We start from the raw sequence: 20,416 nt of genomic DNA on the forward strand, positions 1-20,416 counted from the left end.
CTCAAGGAACGGACGCTTCCTTTGTACTCACCCTCTCGGGCTTTCCTCCGGGCGCTTCCCTTCGTGTCTCCGACTCTATCAGATCCTTTTCTCGACCTGATCCCCAGTCAGCGGGGTTTGTCTTCCCGGCCGTTCGGCCCTTCCGACGAGTGAGACTTTAGCGGATTCCCGGCCCCCGACCTAATCGGGGTCCGTGTCCTTTCGAACGCGGATTCCTCATTTCGCAAATACACATGCCAGCAATACGACAGGCAGACGGACAGGTGACTGACCGGCTGTTCGCCGAGAGTGGTTGGGACTTGCGAAATGCTGTCCGGGGACCGACCAGGTCGGCGCTCACTTCGGACAGCCCGGAGAACATTACGTAGCGGCGTGTCCGGTGTCAACTCTCGTCCGGGCTGGACCCTGAAGGCGTACGCTGCTCCACATGACGACGCGTACGTGCAACCAGCTCTGGTGGGCCGCCTGACGGCGGCCGGAGTCACGTATGCATTCGACGGCCGCCGCCTCGGCGGCCGTTCTTGTTTCTCCCTCCTGAGGGGGCGGCCGGTGGGAGCGGTGGCCCTGAGCAGGAGGTTTGAGGGATGAAGCGGGTCTTCAGCGGGGTCAAGCCGACCGGACATCTGACGTTGGGGAACTATCTGGGGGCCATGCGGCAGTGGGCCGAGGTGGATCAGCACCGGGCGGACTCGTTGTTCTGCATCGTCGATCTGCACGCGCTGACCGTGGACCACGATCCGGCGCGGGTGCGCAGGCTGAGTCGGCAGGCGGCGACGCTGTTGCTGGCGTCGGGGCTCGATCCTCGGCTGTGCACCGTGTTCGTGCAGAGCCATGTGGACGAGCACGCGCGGCTGTCGTATCTGCTGGAGTGCGTGGCGACGGACGGGGAGATGCGGCGGATGATCCAGTACAAGGAGAAGGCCGCGCGGGAGCGGGCGCGGGGCGGGAGTGTGCGGCTGTCGCTGCTGACGTATCCGGTGCTGATGGCGGCGGACATCCTGGCGTACGGGACCGACTGTGTGCCGGTGGGGGACGACCAGACGCAGCATGTGGAGCTGGCGCGGGATCTGGCGGTGCGGTTCAACCAGCGGTACGGGCAGGCGTTCGTGGTGCCGCGGGCCACGCGTCCGGGGGTGGCGGCTCGGGTGATGAACCTCCAGGACCCGACGGCGAAGATGGGCAAGAGCGACGACACGGGGCCGGGGATCGTCTATCTGCTGGACGAGCCGGACATGGTGCGGAAGAAGGTCATGCGGGCGGTGACCGACAGCGGGCGGGAGGTCGTGTACGACCGGGAGGCCAAGCCGGGGGTGGCGAATCTGCTGGAGATCCTCGCGGCGTGCACGGGTGGGAACCCGGAGGGGCTGAGCGGTGTATATGAGTCGTACGGCGCTTTGAAGAAGGACACCGCGGAGGCGGTGGTGGAGGTCCTGCGGCCCGTACAGGACAGGCACAAGGAGTTGTGCGCGGAGCCTGTGTATGTGGAGGGGGTGCTGCGGGATGGGGCGGAGCGGGCTCGGGCCATGGCGCGGCCGACCGTGGACGCCGCCTATCGGGCGATCGGGCTGTTGGCTCCGGTGGTCCATCAGGGATTGGTGGAGGCGTGAGATGAGACCGGTCGGCTAGGCGGGGTGTGGGGGCGCTGGACTCGGGCCGGTAGGCGCGGTGGAGGTCAGTTGTTGCCGGAGGCGAGTTCGCGGCTGCGGTCCCGTGCGGCTTCGAGGGCGGCGATGAGGGCGGCGCGTACGCCGTGGTTCTCCAGTTCGCGGATGGCGTTGATCGTGGTGCCGGCCGGGGAGGTGACGTTCTCGCGCAGCTTGACCGGGTGTTCGCCGCTGTCGCGGAGCATCACGGCGGCGCCGATCGCGGACTGGACGATCAGCTCGTGCGCCTTGTCGCGGGGCAGGCCCAGCAGGATGCCCGCGTCGGTCATGGCTTCGACCAGATAGAAGAAGTAGGCCGGGCCGGAGCCGGAGAGGGCGGTGCAGGCGTCCTGCTGGGACTCGGGGACGCGCAGGGTCTTGCCGACGGCGCCGAAGATCTCCTCGGCGGTGGCGAGGTGGTCGGCGGTGGCGTGGCTGCCGGCGGAGATGACGGACATGGCCTCGTCGACGAGGGCGGGCGTGTTCGTCATGACCCGGACGACGGGGGTACCGGTGACCAGGCGCTCCTCGAAGAAGGAGGTGGGGATACCGGCCGCGCCGCTGATGATCAGGCGGTCGGCCGGGATGTGCGGGGCGAGGTCGTCCAGGAGGGTGCCCATGTCCTGCGGTTTGACCGTGAGGATCAGGGTGTCGGCGGTCTTCGCCGCCTCGGCGTTGGTGACGGGGGTGACTCCGTGGCGGGCGCGGAGTTCCTCGGCGCGCTCGGGGCGGCGGGCGGTGACCAGGAGGTCGGCGGGCGCCCAGCCGCCGCGGATCATGCCGCTGAGCAGGGCTTCGCCGATTTTGCCGGTGCCTAGGACTGCGACCTTCTGCGTCATGGTGCGGGGCCCTCCGGAGGGTGTGTCGTCCGGGTTCATCCTCGCACTCGGGGGGTGGGGGGTGGGGGCGTGTCCGGTGGGCGGACGGGTGGGGTGGGGTGGGGTGGGGTGGTCCGGGGCGCGGTGGAGGGGGTCCGGTGGTGCCGCGGTGGAGGGGAGCAGGTGGTGCGGCGGCGGAGGGGGGCCGGTGGTGGTGCGGCGGTGGATGTCAGGTGGTGCGGCGGCGGAGGGTTGCCGCGCCCAGGCACAGGACCAGGAGGGCGCAACCGGCGACGATCAGGACGTCCCGGAGGAAGGTGGTGGTCATGTCGGCGTGCTTGAGGACCTCGTTCATGCCGTCGACCGCGTAGGACATGGGGAGGACGCCGGAGATGGCTTCCAGGGCCGGGTGCATCTGGTCGCGCGGGGTGAAGAGGCCGCAGAGAAGGAGCTGGGGGAAGATCACCGCGGGCATGAACTGGACCGCCTGGAACTCGGAGGCCGCGAAGGCCGAGACGAACAGACCGAGGGCCGTGCCGAGCAGTGCGTCGAGCAGGGCCACCAGGAGCAGCAGCCAGGGTGAGCCGATGACGTCGAGGCCGAGGAACCAGACGGCCAGGGCGGTGGCCAGGGCGGACTGGATGATCGCGAGAGCGCCGAAGGCGAGGGCGTAGCCGGCGATCAGGTCGCCCTTGCCCAGAGGCATGGCGAGCAGGCGTTCGAGGGTGCCGGAGGTGCGCTCGCGCAGGGTCGCGATCGAGGTGACCAGGAACATCATGATCAGCGGGAAGATCCCGAGGAGCGAGGCTCCGATGGTGTCGAAGGTGCGGGCGCTGCCATCGAAGACATAGCGCAGCAGGAAGAGCATCACGCACGGGATCAGGATCAGCAGGGCGATCGTGCGCGGATCGTGGTGCAGCTGGCGCAGTACGCGGGCGGCGGTGGCCAGGGTGCGGGAGGCGTTGAGCGCGCCGGTGGGGGCGGCCGGGGTGGTGGGGCGGCTGGTGTCGGGGGCGGCGGGGGGTGTCCGGGTCGGGTCGGTGGTGGTCATGCGGTGCGCTCCTCGGTGCGGGCGGCTGCGGCGGCCTCGTCGACCAGGTGGAGGAACGCCTGTTCGACGGTGTCGCTGCCGGTGCGGGTGCGCAGGGCGTCGGGGGTGTCGTCGGCGAGGATCTCGCCCTCGCGCATCAGGAGGAGGCGGTGGCAGCGCTCGGCCTCGTCCATGACATGGGAGGAGATGAGGAGGGTGGCGCCGCGAGTGGCGGCGAGGGTGTGGAAGAGGTCCCAGAGGTCGCGGCGGAGGACCGGGTCGAGGCCGACGGTGGGTTCGTCGAGCACGAGGAGTTCGGGGGTGCCGAGCAGGGCGACGGCGAGGGAGACGCGGCTGCGCTGGCCGCCCGAGAGAGTGCCCGCGAGGGAGTCGGCGTGGCTGGTGAGATCGACGTCGGCGATGGCGCGGGTGACGTTGGTGTGGCGGTGGGCGGCGGCGGCGCGGCCGGGGTCGAGGACGGCGGCGAAGTAGTCGAGGTTCTGGCGGACGGTGAGGTCGTCGTAGACCGAGGGGGCCTGGGTGACATAGCCGATGCGGCTGCGCAGGGTGGGGTGGCCGGAGGGATGGCCTAGGACGTCGAGGGTGCCGGTGACCTTGGCCTGGGTGCCGACGACGGCCCGCATGAGGGTGGACTTTCCGCAGCCGGAGGGGCCGAGCAGGCCGGTGATCTGGCCGCGCGGGACGGTGAAGCCGAGACCCCGCAGGACGGTGCGGGGGCCTCGGATCACGGTGAGGTTCTCGGCGTGTACGGCTGGGGTGGTCGAGGTGGACTGGGTGGCCCGGGTGTCCTGACTGGCCTGGGTGGTTGGAGTGGTCTGGGTGGGTGGAGTGGCTTGGGTGTCGTCGGGTGGGGAGGGGGGTCCCGACGTTTTATTCATCATGTGATGAATACTGCTCCGGGGGCGGGGTGGCGTCAAGGGGGTTCGGGAGCGGGAGGGAGGGGGCGCCGCGCCGGTTGGAGGGGAGGGGTGGAGTGGGCGAGGCAGGAGGGGTCAGGGGTGGGTGGCTAGCAGGAGTTCGACGTCGTAGGTCTCTTCGATCTCCGCGGTCGGGAAATGGGTCAGGAGGTGGGTGCGCTCCTCGGTGAGGAAGGCGGTGCGGGTCTGTTCGTCGGAGACCAGGAAGATCGAGTGGCTGCCGAGGTTCGCGAGATGGACGTCCAGGGGGACCCGGCGGCTCCAGCGGATGCGGCGGCGGATGAAGTCGAGGCCGCTCGGTGCGTCGATGGCGTGGCCGGTGACCCGGCGGACCTCGCCGTCGGCGTCGTGGGCGAAGACCCGGTGGACGCGGCGGGACTGCTCGGCGATCCAGCCGACGTCCAGGGCGTCGAGGTTCCACCACAGGGCGACGGCGCCGCCCGGACGCAGCACGCGCAGGGCCTCCGGCAGGGAGCGCGCGGGGTCGGTCCAGTGCCAGGACTGGGCGTAGGTGACGAGGTCGACGGAGGCGTCGGCCAGTGGGAGACGGTCGCCGTCGCCTCGGACGACCGGGACGTCGGGGAGGTTCTTGCGGAACTCGGTGGCCATGGCCACGCCGGGTTCGATGGCGATCACCTCGGCGCCGCGCTCCCGCAGCAGTGCCGTCGCGATGCCCGTACCGGCGCCGATGTCCGCCACCCGGGCGCCGGTGAGGGGGCGTCCGGACAGTTCCTCGACGGCGTCGAGAAGTGCGGGTGGATAGGAGGGGCGGTTCGCGGCGTACTGGGCGGCGGCGGAATTGAAGGAGTGGGCGCGGTCGCCGGTGGTCGGTGATGCCGGTGGGGGTGTCGGTGTCGTCATACGGCCATGGTGGCCGGGGTGGGGAGGGGCGGTGAGGGGGTTGCGGGTGTTGCCCGGGGGGCGTCGGGGTTACGGGCGGCGGCGCTTTCTGGCTGGGTTGCCCGTGCGGCGGGTCGTGCGCTTCTCGTAGGCGCGGCGGGCCTCCTCGTACTCCTGGCGGTGGAGTTTCTCGCCGGGGGCCTCGGTGAGGGAGCGGAAGAAGTAGGCGAGGAGGGAGCCGACGAAGCCGATGGCCAGGAGGCCGCGCAGGGAGGTCTGGCGGTCGGGGTCGGGGCGTCGGGAGAAGGTGTCCCAGGTGGTGCGGAAGGCGAGCGCGCTGCACACCGCGAACATCACGACGACCAGCATCGTGACAAAGCTCTCGGTGTTGGCGAGCTGAAGTCCCTGGTAGGCGAAGCGCAGGACGAGACAGGCGGCGACGGCCGCGGCGAGCGAGCCGACGGCGACACCGGCGCGGCGCAGGAGATAGCCGTCGGTGTGGTCGACCCAGGTCGTGCCGAAGAAACGGATCGGCTCGGGACGGGGGCCCGTGGGGGTGGCGGCGGAGCCGGGGGGTGTCGGCTGGTCCGGGGTGCCGTTCGGGGCCTTCAGATCCTTCGGGTCGTTCTGGTTCTCGCTCACCTGTCGATTATCACCGGCGGGGGGCAGGACAGATGGGTCGGCTCCCGGGGATCGGGGATCGCCGGGAGCCGGTAGGCCCGGTAGGGCCGGGTGGGTCAGGAGCAGCGGGGTGCCACGTAGCCGTCGCTGCCCGTTCTCACATAGGCGTCCGACACATACTGGGCGTTGGCGATGCAGTCCCAGATGGTGGAGGTGCCATACGGGCCGGTGACGGAGTCGCCGGGGCGCTGGCAGTAGATCGGGACCGTGGCGCCCTCGGGGAGGACGCGGACGATCCGGTAGTGGGTGCCGGGGCCGCTGCGGACGTTCAGCCGGACGCCGGGGGCCACCGGGTACGCCCGTACCCGGGCCGACTGGTCGGACTGGTCCGATGCCTCGATCTCGGGCTCGGCTTCGACGGTTTGGCCGTCGGCCGCACCCGCCCCCGCACCCGCCCCCTGTGTCACAACCTGCTCAGTGTTCTCCGTGGCCATGTCGTTCTCCCCCCTGGATGAACGTTCACGATGGACGCTTCACGCCAAAATCATGTGGCGGACCGAGGCTAGCAAGGCGCCCGGGGTTTCGTTCGAACCATCGACTAGGCTCAGCGCGTCGTGCGTGCGGAGGAGCATCCGGGGGTGAGCGATGCCGCCATGGCGCAGCACCGGTGCGGATGCGGAAGCGGAATCTCCGCAATATGCCGGGCAGTATCTGCTGGAGGCCCAGTTGGGCTCCGGTGGGATGGGGGTCGTGCATCTGGCGCGATCCGCCTCCGGGTTGAAGCTCGCGGTGAAGGTCGTACATGCCGATTTCGCCCAGGACCCTGAGTTCAGGGGGCGTTTTCGGCAGGAGGTCGGGGCTGCTCGGAAGGTCAGCGGGGCGTTCACCGCGCCGGTCGTGGACGCCGATCCGCATGCTCGGCGGCCCTGGATGGCGACCCTGTACATTCCCGGGCCGACCCTCTCCGAGTATGTGAAGCGGAACGGGGCGCTACCGGTCGCGCGGCTGCGTCAGTTGATGGCGGGACTGGCCGAGGCACTGCGGGACATCCACCGGGCCGGCGTGGTCCACCGCGATCTCAAACCCAGCAATGTGCTGCTCGCCGAAGATGGGCCGAAAGTCATCGACTTCGGGATCTCACGGCCCTCGGACAGCGAGCTGCGGACCGAGACCGGAAAACTGATCGGTACGCCGCCTTTCATGGCGCCGGAACAGTTCCGTCGGCCGCGTGATGTCGGGCCCGCCGCCGATGTCTTCGCCCTCGGGTCGGTCATCGTGCACGCGGCGACCGGCAGTGGGCCGTTCGATTCGGACAGTCCGTATCTGGTGGCTTATCAGGTCGTCCATGAAGAACCGGACTTGACGGGAGTGCCGGAGGACCTCGCGCAGCTCGTCGCCCGCTGCCTGGCCAAGGACCCCGAGGACCGGCCCACGCCGGATGAGTTGATGGCCGAGCTGCGGTCGGTGTCGGCGTCGTACGACACCCAGGCGTTCATACCGGAGCAGCGGGCCGCGGACGGCGTCGGGCGCCCGGGGCGGTCCGAGGTGCCCACGCATCGGCGTGGGGCGGTGGGCAGTTCCGGCGTACGGCGTCCCGGACCTGGGTGGGCGCGGCTGCCGCGGGGTCGGCGGCTGTGGACCGGGATCGGCGCCGCGGCCGTCGTCGTGGCGCTCGGGGCCGGGGTGTTCACGCTCACCGGGGAGGAGCCCGTCGTCGCACCGGCGGGGCGGGGGCCGTCGGGGCAGGGGGAGGGTTTCCGCCCCTGGGAGGTGGCGCTGCGCGCGAAGGGCGCCGAGGCCGGTGGGATGCCGCGCTGTGTGTACGCGCCGGGCGCGCTGTACTGCACCCGGCCCGGGGTGCTCGCGGCGGCGGTGGACCCGGTGGATGGGTCGGTGCGGTGGGCTCGGGCCGACCCCCGTGCCGACGGAGACGCCGAGCAGGACAGCGACGGCGACTCCAACGGCGGTCGTGACGGCGACTCCAACGGCGGTCGTGACGGCGGTACGGGCGCCGACGCGGGTGTCGATGACGCCGCCCTGGGTGACGGAGCCGTCGAGCCGCCCGTGCTCGCGGGTGGGCTGCTGCATGTCGTCACCGACGGCGGGCGGCTGCTGGCGGCGCTGGACCCGGACACCGGCCGTACCCGCTGGACCCATGATCTGAAGGGCTACGGCGGCCGGATCGCGCATGTCAGCGGGGTCGTCCTGCTGACCGCCGACGATTCGACGGTCACCGCGCTCGACGCGGCCACCGGTGAGCGGAAGTGGCGGCGGCCGGTCACGGGGCTCACCCGGCCGGTGTTCCAGTCGTACGGCGACGGGACCGCGTACGCGGTCGGTGCCGATGGCGCGGACGGCACGCGGGTCACCGCCGTCGACCCGGAGACCGGCGACGCCCGCTGGCAGCGGCGGCTCACCGGCACGCTCACGCTGGTCGGCGCCCGGGACGGGGTGCTGTGGTTCACCTCGACGGCGGCGGCGTACTCCGACACGGACGCGGTGGTGCGCTACGACGTGGAGGGGCGGGCGGAGGAGCGGATGGAGCTGCGCTATCCGGTCGCGGGCGCGCAGAGCGTCGTACGGGACGCGGACCGGATCTATCTGATCGGGGCGGATGGTGCGCTGGTCGCTGTGGACGCCCGGAAGTCCGGGCAGGTGTGGCGGCTGGAGACATCGGTGAGTTTTCCGTCGGCGCCGGTGGTGGCCGGGGGGCGGCTGTACTTCGGTGCCGGGGACGGGCGGATCGTCGCCGTGGACACGGCGAAGGGCGCGTTGCTCGGGCAGACCGAGCCCCGGCCGGGGGCGGCGCGTGAGTCGATGGTGTCCGGGTTGCCGGAACCGGTGGTGGGCGGCGGGAAGGTGTTCGGGGCGGCGCCGGACGGGCGGGTGTTCTCGGTGGACGGGGGTGCGGCGGGGTGGTGACGGGGGCGGCTGCCGGATTTACGGGGGGGATGGGGGCCGCCGGACGGCGGGGTGACCTGGGCGTTCACCGGACGGCGGGGTGACCTGGGCGTCCGTCGGACGGGGGGCAACCGGGGCGTCCGCCGGATGGCGCGGTAGCGGAGCCGCTCGCCGGATGGCGGGGTGTGACAACGGCCTTCGCCGGATGGCGCGGTGGTGGAGGTGCTCGGCGGACGGTGGGAGGGCGGGGGCGTCCGCCGGATGGTGCGGTGGCCGAGGTGCTCGCCGGATGGTGGGGCGTGACGGAGGCGTTCGCTGGATGGCGTGGTGACCGAGGGCGCTGGGTGCTCGCCGGACGGCGCGGTGGCAACGCCGCTCGCCGTGTAGCGCGGTGACGGGAGCGGGAGTGCCGCCCGCTGGAAGGTCGGCGGGCGGGAGCGTCGCGGCAGTTCGGTGGCGGGGATGGCGGAGGAGCCCGGCATGAGCAGTGGTGCGAAGGGGCCGCACCCGTCACGTGCGGCCCCTCGCGGTGGCCGGTCCCTTGCCCCAGGTCGGGTGCCCGGCCCCCGTCGGCTCAGCCCAGCTTGCTGACGTCCCGGACCGCGCCCCGGTCGGCGCTGGTGGCCATCGCCGCGTAGGCGCGAAGGGCGGCGGAGACCTTGCGCTCGCGGTTCTTCGGGGCGAAGACACCGTTCAGCGCCTGCTCGCGGCGGGCGAGTTCGGCGTCGTCGACCAGCAGCTCGATCGAGCGGTTCGGGATGTCGATACGGATGCGGTCGCCGTTCTCGACCAGGGCGATCGTGCCGCCCGAGGCCGCTTCCGGGGAGGCGTGGCCGATGGACAGTCCGGACGTGCCGCCGGAGAAGCGGCCGTCGGTGACCAGCGCGCACGCCTTGCCCAGGCCGCGGCCCTTGAGGTACGAGGTCGGGTAGAGCATCTCCTGCATACCGGGACCGCCCTTGGGGCCCTCGTAGCGGATGACCACCACGTCACCCTCCTTGACCTGCTGGGTCAGGATCTTCTCAACGGCTTCCTCCTGCGACTCGCAGACGACCGCGGGGCCCTCGAAGGTCCAGATGGACGGATCGACACCCGCTGTCTTCACAACGGCCCCGTCGACCGCCAAGTTCCCCTTGAGCACGGCGAGTCCGCCGTCCTTGGAGTACGCGTGCTCGGCGGAGCGGATACAGCCGCCCTCGGCGTCCACGTCGAGGGCCTCCCAGCGCTCGGACTGGGAGAACGCCTCCGCGGAGCGGACACAGCCGGGTCCCGCGTGCCACAGCTCGACCGCGTCGGGCGACGGGGAGCCGCCGCGCACGTCCCAGGTCTTGAGCCAGTCGGCGAGGGACGGGCTGTGCACCGCGTGCACGTCCTCGTTGAGCAGGCCCGCGCGGTGCAGCTCACCGAGCAGCGCCGGAATGCCGCCCGCGCGGTGCACGTCCTCCATGTAGTACGTGCGGTCCTTGGCGACGTTCGGCGCGACCTTCGCCAGGCACGGCACGCGCCGCGACACGGCGTCGATCTCGGCCAGCCCGAACGGGACCTCGGCCTCCTGGGCGGCGGCCAGCAGGTGCAGGATCGTGTTGGTGGAGCCGCCCATGGCGATGTCCAGGGCCATGGCGTTCTCGAACGCGGCGAAGGTGGCGATGTTGCGCGGCAGGACCGTGGCGTCGTCCTGCTCGTAGTAGCGGCGGGTCAGGTCCATGACCGTGCGCGCGGCGTCGACGTAGAGCTGCTTGCGGGCCGTGTGGGTGGCCAGGACCGAGCCGTTGCCCGGCAGGGACAGGCCGATGGCCTCGGTCAGGCAGTTCATCGAGTTGGCGGTGAACATGCCGGAGCAGGAGCCGCAGGTCGGACAGGCGTTCTCCTCGATACGGAGGATGTCCTCGTCCGAGATCTTGTCGTTCACGGCCTCGGACATCGCGTCGACCAGGTCGAGCGTGCGGACCGTGCCGTCGACCAGGGTGGCCCGGCCGGCCTCCATGGGGCCGCCGGAGACGAAGACCGTGGGGATGTTCAGCCGCAGGGCCGCGTTGAGCATGCCCGGGGTGATCTTGTCGCAGTTGGAGATGCACACCAGGGCGTCGGCGCAGTGTGCCTCGACCATGTACTCCACGCTGTCCGCGATCAGGTCGCGGGAGGGCAGGGAGTAGAGCATGCCGCCGTGGCCCATCGCGATGCCGTCGTCCACGGCGATGGTGTTGAACTCGCGCGGGATGCCGCCGGCCGCGGTGATCGCCTCGCTGACGATCCGGCCGACCGGCGCGAGGTGGGTGTGGCCGGGGACGAACTCCGTGAAGCTGTTGGCGACCGCGATGATCGGCTTCCGGCCGATGTCCGCACCGGGTACACCGGAGGCGCGCATAAGGGCGCGGGCGCCCGCCATGTTGCGGCCGTGGGTGACTGTGCGGGACCTCAGCTCGGGCATCGTCGCTCGCTCCTTCGGACTGTCCGGGAGTACCGGGAGTTCCGGCGGTCGGGAAACCGGCGGATTTCTGGTTGCTACGAGCCTACGCCCGTGCTCCAAGGGATGGACACCACGTCCGGAATACGGGACGAATGTCTCAGTGGCGGGACGGGGCGGGCACATACGCGCCCGGTACGGGGGGCGGGACATGTGTCCGGTGCCGGTCCAGGGTGCAGGGGGTGCCGGGGGGCGCCCCAGGGGGCCGTCAGGGCTTGTCGGGGCCGGTCAGGGGCCTGTCAGGTGGTTCTGTACGACCGGTGCCACGCGCTCGATGATCCGTTCGACCTCGACCGACGCCAGGGGCTCGACCTGGACCACGTAACGGATCATGGCGATGCCCACCAGCTGTGACGCGGCCAGCTCGGCACGCAGCTCCGGGTCGGGCAGATCGACCTCGGCGGCGATCCGGCGCAGCAGCTGGTTGGTGATCAGCCTGCGGAAGACGGCGGCGGCCACGTCGTGGTTCACGGCGGAGCGGACGATGGCCAGCATCGGCTTACGGGTGGCCGGGTTCTCCCAGACGCCGAAGAAGAAGCGGGTCAGCCGCTCTCCGGCGCCGTCCGGCGGGCCCTGGACGACCACGTCCGGGGCGGCCAGCGCCGGGGCGACGACGACCTCGATGGCCGCCTCGAAGACCTGCTCCTTGGTGCCGAAGTAGTGGTGCACAAGGGCCGAGTCCACTCCGGCCGACTTGGCGATCCCGCGCACGGAGGTCTTGTCGTAGCCGCGTTCGGCGAACTCCTCGCGGGCCGCGCCGAGGATGCGGTCCCGGGTCGCGGGGCCGTCGGCGGAGTCGCTGCGGGACGGGCGGCCCCGGCGGCGTACGGGCGTCTCAGGGGGCGTCGGGCGGCTGGGTTTCGGGTCGGTCATGGCCGGGGCACCTTCGCCTTCGTCGGCGCGGCCAGATGGAGGCGGGTGAAGGCCAGGGCCTCCGCGAGATCGGCCTCGCGTTCGGCGCTGGACATCGCCCTGCGGGTGTTGACCTCGATGACCACATGGCCGTCGAAGCCGGTCAGGGCGAGCCGTTCCAGCAGGGCGGCACAGGGCTGGGTGCCGCGGCCGGGCACCAGATGCTCGTCCTTGGCGGAACCGCGCCCGTCGGCCAGATGGACATGGCCGAGCCGGTCCCCCATGCGGTCGATCATGTGGAGCGCGTCCGCGCGGGCGGTCGCCGTGTGGCTGAGGTCGATCGTGTAGTGCCGGTAGTCGTCCTTGGTGACGTCCCACTCGGGGGCGTACGCGAGCATCTCGCGGTCCCGGTAGCGCCAGGGGTACATGTTCTCGACGGCGAACCGGACGCCGGTCTCGTCGGCCATCCGCCAGATCCCGGTGACGAAGTCCCGCGCGTACTGGCGCTGCCAGCGGAACGGGGGGTGCACCACCACCGTGCTCGCGCCCAGCTTCTCGGCGGCAGCGCGGGCCCTCTGGAGCTTGGTCCAGGGGTCCGTGGACCAGACGCGCTGGGTGATGAGGAGGCAGGGGGCATGCACGGCGAGGATCGGGACCCGGTGGAAGTCGGCGAGCCGACGCAGGGCGTCGATGTCCTGGCTGACCGGGTCGTTCCAGACCATGACCTCGACACCGTCGTACCCGAGGCGCGCGGCGATCTCGAAGGCCGTCGCCGTCGACTCCGGATAGACCGAGGCCGTCGAGAGGGCGACCTTCACGTCCGGACTGCGTACGACAGGGGGTGCCACGAAGCACAGGGTACGTGGGATTCGGGGTGGGGCTGGGGCGGACCGGAGCGGGGCCCTTGGGGCGGACCGGATGGGCGGCCCCTTGGAGGGGGACCGGATGGGCGGCCCCTTGGAGGGGGACCGGATCGGCGGTCCCTTGGGGCGGACCGGATCGGCGGTGCCTGGAGCGGGCACGCCTGGCGGTCTCTGGAGCGGAGGGGGCCGGACCGGCGGGCGGTGATCGGGGGGCGGTCCCTGGGGCGGCCCGTCCGGCGGTCCCTGGAGGGGCCGTCCGGCGGGCGCCGGTCGCGGCGCGGTCCCTGGAGCGGCCTGCCCCGTGGTCCCTGGAGGGGACCGGACCCGGTGGGCGGTGATCGGGGCGCGGTCCCTGGAGCGGCCTGCCCCGTGGTCCCTGGAGCGGCCTACCCTGTGGGCCCCGGAGGGGACCGGACCGGCGGTCCCTGGGGCGGCCCGCCCGGCGTCCCAGGGGTGGGCCCGCCGGGCGGTCTCTGGGGGGCGCCCCGCGCGGGGCCCTACAAGTCCGCCTGGTCCGCGGGCATCGCCGGGGTCATGGTGGTGCCCATGCGGTCCAGCTGGCGCAGGATGATGCCCTCCCGGAGGGCCCAGGGACAGACCTCCACACGCTCCGCCCCGAACAGGTCCATCGCGCCCTCGGCCACCAGGGCACCGGCGAGCAGCTGACCCGCGCGGCCGTCGGAGACACCGGGGAGTTCGGAGCGCTCGGCGGTGGTCATCGACGCGAGCCGCGGGACCCAGGCTTCCAGGGACTCCCGCTTGAGGTCGCGCTGCACATACACGCCGTCCCCGCTGCGCGCGGCGCCGCCGATCCGGGCGAGTTGCTTGAACGTCTTGGACGTCGCCACCACGTGGTCGGGCGCGCCGAACCGGCTGAACTCCCCCACCGTACGGGCGATCTGGGCCCGCACATGGCGGCGCAGGGCCCTTATCGCGGCCGGGTCGGGCGGGTCGCCGGGCAGCCAGGCGGCGGTGAGCCGGCCGGCGCCCAGCGGGAGGGAGACGGCGGCGTCGGGCTCCTCGTCGATGCCGTAGGCGATCTCCAAGGAGCCGCCGCCGATGTCCAGGACCAGCAGCTTCCCGGCCGACCAGCCGAACCAGCGGCGTACCGCGAGGAAGGTCAGCCGGGCCTCCTCCTCGCCGGTCAGGACATGCAGCTCGACCCCGGTTTCCTGGCGTACGCGCGCGAGGACGTCGTCGGCGTTGGTGGCCTCGCGCACGGCGGAGGTGGCGAACGGCAGGATCTCCTCGACGCCCTTGTCCTCGGCGGCCTGGAGCGACTCGTGTACGACGGTGATCAGCTGGTCGACCCCGTCCGAGCCGATGGACCCGTCCGTCTCCAGCAGTTGGGCGAGGCGCAAATCCGCCTTGTGCGAGTGCGCGGGGAGCGGGCGCGCGCCGGGGTGCGCGTCCACCACCAGCAGATGCACCGTATTGCTTCCCACGTCCAGGACACCGAGTCTCATACACGGAACGCTACTGCCAGTGGCGGGATCTCTTGCCCCCGAAGACGGGTTCCCGGGCGGTCCCGCGGAAGGGGTCCGGCGACTTACCCTGGACCCGTGCCAAAGACGAACAAGGCGAAGAGCGGCAAGCGCGGCAAGACCGGCAAGGCTGGCAAGGCCGACAAGTTCGACACCATCAGCGAGACGGGTCCCGTCGGCGGGCAGGCCCGCGGCAAGGCCGCGGCGGCGGCGGACGAGCAGGGGCTCGACTTCGCGCGGGCGTGGGTGGAGTTCCCGGACCCGGCGGACGACGAACAGGTCTTCCGCTGCGATCTGACCTGGCTGACCTCCCGCTGGAACTGTGTCTTCGGAAGCGGCTGCCAGGGCATCCAGGCGGGCCGCGCCGACGACGGCTGCTGCACGCTGGGCGCGCACTTCTCCGACGAGGACGACGAACGGCGCGTGGCCGGATTTGTGGCACGGCTCACGCCGGACATCTGGCAGCACCACGACGAGGGCACCCGGCACGGCTGGGTCGCCGAGGACGAGGACGGCGACCGCCAGACCCGCCCCTTCAAGGGCTCGTGCATCTTCCAGAACCGACCCGGCTTCGCCGGGGGCGCGGGCTGCTCGCTGCACATCCTGGCGGTCCGGGAGGGCCTGGAGCCGCTGGAGACCAAGCCGGACGTGTGCTGGCAACTGCCGATCCGGCGCACCTTCGACTGGATCGACCGGCCCGACGACACCCGGGTGCTCCAGGTGTCCATCGGCGAGTACGACCGCCGGGGCTGGGGTCCGGGCGGCCACGACCTGCACTGGTGGTGCACGTCGGCGACTTCGGCGCACGGCGCGGGCGACCCGGTGTACGTGTCCTACCGCCCGGAGCTGACGGAGCTGATGGGCAAGGCGGGCTACGACCGGCTGGTGGAGCTGTGCGAGGAGCGGCTGGCGTCGGGGCTGCCGCTGCTGGCCCCGCATCCGGCCGACCCTGTGCGGCGGGGTTAGGCGGGCCCAAGGGCGGCTCTGGGCCGGGTCTCAAGGGTGGGCCCGGTCGGCGGCGGCCAGGGAGAGTGCGGGCGGCCCGGGAGACCGAGGGCGGCTCGCCGCAGATGAGGGCGGCTCGCGCGGTCCGTCGGCGGTGCCGGAACGCGCCCCGGCGCCGCTCATGAGGTGCCGTCTTCCGGATCGGGCACCTGGGGCGCCGCTCCGCCGCCTCCGTCAGCCGGAGCTCGGAGCTCCCGGGTCGCTGGGCGGCGGGGTCGAACCGGGGTCGGTGGGAGACGGGTCCGTGGGCGTGGGCTCGGGGTCCGTCGGGGTCGGGGGCGTGCTGCTGGGCGGGTCGGTCGGGGCGGAGGCCGTGGGGGTCGGCTCGGGGGTGGTGGGTTCCGGGTCGGTCGGGGACGGCGTGCCCGGCGGGGTCGGGCGGGGCTCGGACGGCGTGGGCGCGGTGCCGTAGCCCTCGATGGAGACGACCGCCCCGGCCGGGGAGATCGCCACCCGCGCGCTCCAGTGGCCGGACGGCTCGCGCAGATGGTCCACGTACACCTTGATCGTCAGCGACTCGCCGGGCTGGAGGGTTCCCGAGGAGCGGCTGAGGTAGAGCCAGGCGGCTCCGGTGGACGCGGACCAGCTCACCGGGGCGCCGCCGGTCGCGGTGAGGGTGACGAGGGTGGTGTCACCACTGTTGGCGGCGGTGACGTCCATCCGCGCGGCGCCCTTGTCCCCGACACCCGCCACGCTGATCACCTGGACGGAGACACCGGGGCGGTCGGGCCGGGCGGCGCTTCCGGCGTTCTGGTAGCCGGGTCCGGTGCCGCCGAGGCCGTCGCCGTCCTCCAGGGTGGCGGTCGCGCCGGGGCCGCCCTGTCCCTCGGCGGGCGCGGGGGCGCCCCGGTAGGCCGACCAGAGGGCGATCACGGGCGCGGCGACGACGGTGGCGACGACGGTCGTGGTGACGGCCCTCGCGCGCAGGCGGTCCCGGCGGGCCGCGCGGTCCTTGGGGTCCATGGGGAAGCCACGCCGGTCGTAGCGCGGTACGGCGGCCCCCCGCGCGCGGGTGTGGGTCAGCGCCCGGTGCAGCGCCGCGCGGGGGGCTTCCAGGACCGGCAGTTCGGCGGGGGTGACACTGGCGCCGGGCCAGCGGCCGGGGACCGCGCGCTGGGCGGTACGGCGGCAGCGCGGGCAGTCGTCGACATGGCGGACGAGTTCGCGGCGCAGGGTCGTGCTGAGGACCAGTTGATGGTCGCCGGTGAGACGGGCGACGCCGGGGCAGCCGCCGGTCTCCACGACGGCGAGGGCCGCGCGGGTGCGTTCCACCTCGCAGGCGGCGGAGGCGAGCAGTTCCCGGGCCGCGGGCAGGTCAAGGCCGAGCACGGCGGCGACCTCGTGGGCGGCCAGATGGTGGCGTACGGCGAGTTCGAGCGCCTCGCGCTGCTCCGGGGAGGTCCCGGCGGCCTCGGGCCAGGCCAGCAGGGCCAGTTCGCGCCGCCGCAGCTCCTGTGTCTCCTCGGGGAGGGACGGCTGCGCGCCGCGGTGGGTCGGGGAGTGCGCGCCGAGGTGGGACGCGGGGTGCTGGGCAGCGGAGTGGGGGCGCTCCGACGCGTGGGTGCCCTGACGTTTCTGCTTGGCCTCGGCCAGCTTGCGCAGACAGGTCCAGCGGGCCAGCGCGTACAGCCAGGAACGCCGGTCCCCCGGGGCCTCCGGGGCGCGGGTGCCGCGGCGCTCGGCCAGGGCGAGGGCGTCACCGAGTGCGGCGGTCGCGGTGTCGTGGTCGCACAGCACGGACAGGCAGTAGGTGAACAGACCGTCCAGATAGGGCTCGTACCGCGCGGGTGGGCGCTGCGCCAGCGTGCGCGCCGCAGCACGGTCACGTGCCTCCCTGCGCGCCCGGTGTGCGCCGGTGGAGCGGGTCGCTGTCTGCTGGCTGCTGGTCGTCACCCGTGGACCGTAGGGGGCGCGCGACGGCCCCTTCTCCCACCTTGAGCACATTTAATCCGTACGGGTGAAACGATCCCTCAATAGGGGACAGGAGCGATTCATTCCATGGCCGGTTCTTGACGAGATGGCCGAGTTTGAGGGTGGCGGGACCGGCGCGAGGGCCCGCTGTCAGTGCCGGCGGCTACGGTTTCCGCATGGCTGCCCGTACCAAATCCACCAAGGACCGACCGTCCTACCGCTGCACGGAGTGCGGCTGGCAGACGGCCAAGTGGCTCGGCCGCTGCCCCGAGTGCCAGGCGTGGGGCACGATCGAGGAGTACGGCGCGCCCGCGGTCCGTACGACGACCCCCGGCCGGGTCACCACCTCCGCGCTGCCCATCGGTCAGGTCGACGGGCGTCAGGCCACCGCCCGCACCACCGGAGTGCCTGAGCTGGACCGGGTCCTGGGCGGCGGACTGGTGCCCGGCGCGGTGGTGCTGCTCGCGGGCGAGCCCGGCGTCGGCAAGTCGACCCTGCTGCTCGACGTGGCCGCCAAGTCGGCCAGCGACGAACACCCCACGCTGTATGTGACCGGCGAGGAGTCCGCGAGTCAGGTGCGGCTGCGCGCGGACCGCATCAAGGCCCTCGCCGACCATCTGTACCTGGCCGCGGAGACCGATCTGTCGGCCGTGCTGGGCCACTTGGACGCGGTGAAGCCGTCCCTGCTGATCCTGGACTCGGTCCAGACGGTGGCCTCGCCCGAGATCGACGGCGCGCCCGGCGGCATGGCGCAGGTGCGCGAGGTGGCCGGCGCGCTGATCCGGGCCTCCAAGGAGCGCGGCATGTCGACGCTCCTGGTGGGCCATGTCACCAAGGACGGCGCCATCGCGGGCCCCCGCCTGCTGGAGCACCTGGTGGACGTGGTGCTGCACTTCGAGGGCGACCGGCACGCCCGCCTGCGCCTGGTCCGCGGCGTCAAGAACCGCTACGGCGCCACCGACGAGGTCGGCTGCTTCGAGCTGCACGACGAGGGCATCACGGGCCTGGCCGACCCCAGCGGTCTGTTCCTGACCCGCCGCGCGGAGCCCGTTCCCGGCACCTGCCTGACCGTCACCCTGGAGGGCCGCCGCCCGCTGGTCGCCGAGGTCCAGGCGCTCACCGTGGACTCGCAGATCCCGTCCCCGCGCCGGACCACCTCAGGACTGGAGACCTCACGTGTGTCGATGATGCTCGCGGTGCTGGAGCAGCGCGGCCGGATCAGCGCCCTCGGCAAACGGGACATCTACTCGGCGACGGTCGGCGGTGTGAAGCTGTCCGAGCCGGCCGCTGACCTCGCCGTGGCCCTCGCGCTGGCCAGCGCGGCCAGCGACACTCCGCTGCCGAAGAACCTTGTGGCGATCGGCGAGGTGGGGCTCGCGGGCGAGGTCAGACGGGTCACAGGCGTCCAGCGCAGACTCTCCGAGGCACACCGGCTGGGCTTCACACACGCGCTCGTTCCGGGCGATCCGGGCAAGATCCCACCCGGTATGAAGGTCCTGGAAGTCGCGGACATAGGAGACGCGCTGCGGGTGCTGCCGCGCTCCCGTCGCCGAGAGGCCCCCCAGGACGAGGAGGACCGCCGGTAGACTTTGCCCTGGTCTCGCCCGTCCGTACGAACCCAGTGCGTGAAACGGGACGCCGTACGGGACGCCTGAGAATCTGCGACCGGAGGAGTGCAGTGGCAGCCAACGACCGGGCAGCAGCTCCCGGAAAGTCCGGTGGGAGTGCCGGTACCGAAGGCCTGATGCGCGCCTCACTGAGCGCGGTGGCTCCGGGAACGGCGCTGCGCGACGGCCTGGAGCGCATCCTGCGGGGCAACACCGGCGGTCTCATCGTGCTGGGCTCCGACAAGACGGTCGAGGCGATGTGCACCGGCGGTTTCGTGCTGGATGTCGAGTTCACCGCGACGCGCCTGCGCGAGCTGTGCAAGCTCGACGGCGGCATCGTCATCTCCTCCGACCTGTCGAAGATCCTGCGCGCCGGGGTCCAACTGGTGCCGGACCCGACGATCCCCACGGAGGAGACCGGCACCCGGCACCGTACGGCGGACCGGGTCTCCAAGCAGGTCGGCTTCCCCGTGGTCTCCGTCTCCCAGTCCATGCGGCTGATCGCCCTCTATGTCGACGGCCAGCGCCGTGTCCTGGAGGACTCGGCGGCGATCCTGTCCCGCGCGAACCAGGCGCTGGCCACCCTGGAGCGCTACAAGCTCCGCCTGGACGAGGTTGCGGGCACCCTGTCGGCGCTGGAGATCGAGGACCTGGTGACGGTCCGGGACGTGTCGGCGGTCGCCCAGCGGCTGGAGATGGTCCGCCGGATCGCCACCGAGATCGCCGAGTACGTGGTCGAACTGGGCACGGACGGGCGGCTGCTGGCGCTTCAGCTGGAGGAGCTGATCGCCGGTGTCGAGCCCGACCGCGAACTGGTCGTACGGGACTACGTCCCGGAGCCCACGGTGAAGCGTTCCCGCACGGTCGAGGAGGCGCTGTCCGAGCTGGACGCGCTCAGCCACGCGGAGCTGCTGGAGCTGGGCACGGTCGCGCGGGCGCTCGGCTACACCGGGTCCCCGGAGACGCTCGACACGGCGGTGTCCCCGCGCGGGTTCCGGCTGCTGGCCAAGGTGCCGCGGCTGCCGGGCGCCATCATCGACCGGCTGGTCGAGCACTTCGGCGGCCTCCAGAAGCTGCTCGCGGCGAGCGTGGACGACCTTCAGACGGTGGACGGGGTCGGCGAGGCTCGGGCACGCAGTGTGCGCGAGGGGCTGTCACGGCTGGCGGAGTCCTCGATCCTGGAACGGTACGTCTAGCCGTCCGGCGCGGGTTCGTCGGTCATTGCCGGTGCCTCGGCGGCGCTGAGCGGAGACATGGGCGGCAGCCGTGTCCTGGACGGACGGACCACCGGGTCGGCGGCTGCTGAGCGGACCACCAGGGCGGCCGTTTCTGGACGGACCCTAGCTTGATCTTTAACCCGTGCGGCGTGGTCGTGGGGTGGTTGACTTCTTCGTTCGCTGCTTCGCTGACGGTGTTTTGCTGGGTGTGTGAACGTCGTG

Annotated in this window: 16 protein-coding genes; 5 read left to right on the forward strand and 11 right to left on the reverse strand. The window is 72.1% G+C overall.

Going from position 1 to position 20,416, the window contains the following annotated elements; genetic code table 11:
• The first annotated feature begins 584 nt into the window (after positions 1-584).
• Positions 585-1,607 carry a tryptophan--tRNA ligase gene (trpS, locus tag AB0D49_RS41370; RefSeq protein WP_362769318.1) on the forward strand — a complete coding sequence of 341 codons (1,023 nt, stop codon included), beginning with the start codon at positions 585-587 and terminating at the stop codon, positions 1,605-1,607.
• Between the two features lie 65 nt (positions 1,608-1,672).
• On the opposite strand, the gene proC is transcribed toward trpS, so the two are convergent.
• From proC to AB0D49_RS41400, 6 genes are all read right to left on the reverse strand, one after another.
• Positions 1,673-2,482 carry a pyrroline-5-carboxylate reductase gene (gene proC / locus AB0D49_RS41375; RefSeq protein ID WP_362769321.1) on the reverse strand — a complete coding sequence of 270 codons (810 nt, stop codon included), beginning with the start codon at positions 2,480-2,482 and terminating at the stop codon, positions 1,673-1,675.
• 208 nt (positions 2,483-2,690) lie between these two features.
• Positions 2,691-3,512 (reverse strand): ABC transporter permease, encoded by an 822-nt coding sequence (locus tag AB0D49_RS41380; RefSeq protein WP_362769324.1) that lies wholly within the window; start codon positions 3,510-3,512, stop codon positions 2,691-2,693.
• The gene (locus AB0D49_RS41385; RefSeq protein ID WP_362769326.1) at positions 3,509-4,393 is read right to left on the reverse strand and encodes an ABC transporter ATP-binding protein; all 885 of its coding nucleotides are present in this window, start codon (positions 4,391-4,393) and stop codon (positions 3,509-3,511) included. Before AB0D49_RS41385 ends, AB0D49_RS41380 begins: the two co-directional genes overlap by 4 nt.
• A gap of 111 nt (positions 4,394-4,504) precedes the next feature.
• Positions 4,505-5,290: a class I SAM-dependent methyltransferase gene (locus tag AB0D49_RS41390; RefSeq protein WP_362769329.1), complete on the reverse strand. Its 786-nt coding sequence runs from the start codon at positions 5,288-5,290 to the stop codon at positions 4,505-4,507.
• A gap of 69 nt (positions 5,291-5,359) precedes the next feature.
• The gene (locus tag AB0D49_RS41395) at positions 5,360-5,881 is read right to left on the reverse strand and encodes an EamA/RhaT family transporter (RefSeq protein WP_362769360.1); all 522 of its coding nucleotides are present in this window, start codon (positions 5,879-5,881) and stop codon (positions 5,360-5,362) included.
• Between the two features lie 125 nt (positions 5,882-6,006).
• Entirely contained in the window at positions 6,007-6,384 is a 378-nt protein-coding gene (locus AB0D49_RS41400) for an SH3 domain-containing protein (RefSeq protein ID WP_362769331.1), read from the reverse strand.
• Positions 6,385-6,631: 247 nt separating this feature from the next.
• Between AB0D49_RS41400 and AB0D49_RS41405 the strand changes: the two genes are divergently transcribed.
• Positions 6,632-8,812 (forward strand): serine/threonine-protein kinase, encoded by a 2,181-nt coding sequence (locus AB0D49_RS41405; RefSeq protein ID WP_362769334.1) that lies wholly within the window; start codon positions 6,632-6,634, stop codon positions 8,810-8,812.
• A gap of 553 nt (positions 8,813-9,365) precedes the next feature.
• On the opposite strand, the gene ilvD is transcribed toward AB0D49_RS41405, so the two are convergent.
• The 4 genes from ilvD to AB0D49_RS41425 form a co-directional block, all read right to left on the reverse strand.
• Entirely contained in the window at positions 9,366-11,219 is a 1,854-nt protein-coding gene (ilvD, locus tag AB0D49_RS41410) for a dihydroxy-acid dehydratase (RefSeq protein WP_362769337.1), read from the reverse strand.
• Between the two features lie 264 nt (positions 11,220-11,483).
• Positions 11,484-12,128, reverse strand: coding sequence for a TetR family transcriptional regulator (locus AB0D49_RS41415; protein WP_362769340.1), 645 nt, complete (start codon positions 12,126-12,128; stop codon positions 11,484-11,486).
• Positions 12,125-12,955, reverse strand: coding sequence for a sugar phosphate isomerase/epimerase (locus AB0D49_RS41420; protein ID WP_362769343.1), 831 nt, complete (start codon positions 12,953-12,955; stop codon positions 12,125-12,127). Before AB0D49_RS41420 ends, AB0D49_RS41415 begins: the two co-directional genes overlap by 4 nt.
• A 512-nt stretch (positions 12,956-13,467) precedes the next feature.
• Entirely contained in the window at positions 13,468-14,436 is a 969-nt protein-coding gene (locus AB0D49_RS41425) for a Ppx/GppA phosphatase family protein (protein ID WP_362769346.1), read from the reverse strand.
• Positions 14,437-14,532: 96 nt separating this feature from the next.
• On the opposite strand from AB0D49_RS41425, the gene AB0D49_RS41430 reads away from it, so the two are divergent.
• Positions 14,533-15,420: a hypothetical protein gene (locus tag AB0D49_RS41430; RefSeq protein ID WP_362769349.1), complete on the forward strand. Its 888-nt coding sequence runs from the start codon at positions 14,533-14,535 to the stop codon at positions 15,418-15,420.
• Between the two features lie 213 nt (positions 15,421-15,633).
• On the opposite strand, the gene AB0D49_RS41435 is transcribed toward AB0D49_RS41430, so the two are convergent.
• Positions 15,634-17,352 carry a hypothetical protein gene (locus tag AB0D49_RS41435; protein WP_362769352.1) on the reverse strand — a complete coding sequence of 573 codons (1,719 nt, stop codon included), beginning with the start codon at positions 17,350-17,352 and terminating at the stop codon, positions 15,634-15,636.
• A 194-nt stretch (positions 17,353-17,546) separates the two neighbouring features.
• Here AB0D49_RS41435 and radA point away from each other — a divergent pair, with 194 nt between their 5' ends.
• Entirely contained in the window at positions 17,547-18,956 is a 1,410-nt protein-coding gene (radA, locus tag AB0D49_RS41440) for a DNA repair protein RadA (RefSeq protein WP_362769355.1), read from the forward strand.
• Positions 18,957-19,048: 92 nt separating this feature from the next.
• Entirely contained in the window at positions 19,049-20,173 is a 1,125-nt protein-coding gene (gene disA, locus AB0D49_RS41445) for a DNA integrity scanning diadenylate cyclase DisA (protein WP_362769357.1), read from the forward strand.
• Positions 20,174-20,416: the final 243 nt, after the last annotated feature.

The organism is Streptomyces sp. NPDC048290, from assembly GCF_040652095.1.
In the GTDB taxonomy this organism is placed as follows: domain Bacteria; phylum Actinomycetota; class Actinomycetes; order Streptomycetales; family Streptomycetaceae; genus Streptomyces.

What these genes read in the sequence shown, in the direction of transcription:
- trpS (WP_362769318.1), top strand. Translation starts at nt 585, where the DNA reads ATGAAGCGGGTCTTCAGCGGGGTCAAGCCGACCGGACATCTGACGTTG.
- proC (WP_362769321.1), bottom strand. Translation starts at nt 2,482, where the DNA reads ATGACGCAGAAGGTCGCAGTCCTAGGCACCGGCAAAATCGGCGAAGCC.
- AB0D49_RS41380 (WP_362769324.1), bottom strand. Translation starts at nt 3,512, where the DNA reads ATGACCACCACCGACCCGACCCGGACACCCCCCGCCGCCCCCGACACC.
- AB0D49_RS41385 (WP_362769326.1), bottom strand. Translation starts at nt 4,393, where the DNA reads ATGATGAATAAAACGTCGGGACCCCCCTCCCCACCCGACGACACCCAA.
- AB0D49_RS41390 (WP_362769329.1), bottom strand. Translation starts at nt 5,290, where the DNA reads ATGACGACACCGACACCCCCACCGGCATCACCGACCACCGGCGACCGC.
- AB0D49_RS41400 (WP_362769331.1), bottom strand. Translation starts at nt 6,384, where the DNA reads ATGGCCACGGAGAACACTGAGCAGGTTGTGACACAGGGGGCGGGTGCG.
- AB0D49_RS41405 (WP_362769334.1), top strand. Translation starts at nt 6,632, where the DNA reads ATGGGGGTCGTGCATCTGGCGCGATCCGCCTCCGGGTTGAAGCTCGCG.
- ilvD (WP_362769337.1), bottom strand. Translation starts at nt 11,219, where the DNA reads ATGCCCGAGCTGAGGTCCCGCACAGTCACCCACGGCCGCAACATGGCG.
- AB0D49_RS41415 (WP_362769340.1), bottom strand. Translation starts at nt 12,128, where the DNA reads ATGACCGACCCGAAACCCAGCCGCCCGACGCCCCCTGAGACGCCCGTA.
- AB0D49_RS41425 (WP_362769346.1), bottom strand. Translation starts at nt 14,436, where the DNA reads ATGAGACTCGGTGTCCTGGACGTGGGAAGCAATACGGTGCATCTGCTG.
- radA (WP_362769355.1), top strand. Translation starts at nt 17,547, where the DNA reads ATGGCTGCCCGTACCAAATCCACCAAGGACCGACCGTCCTACCGCTGC.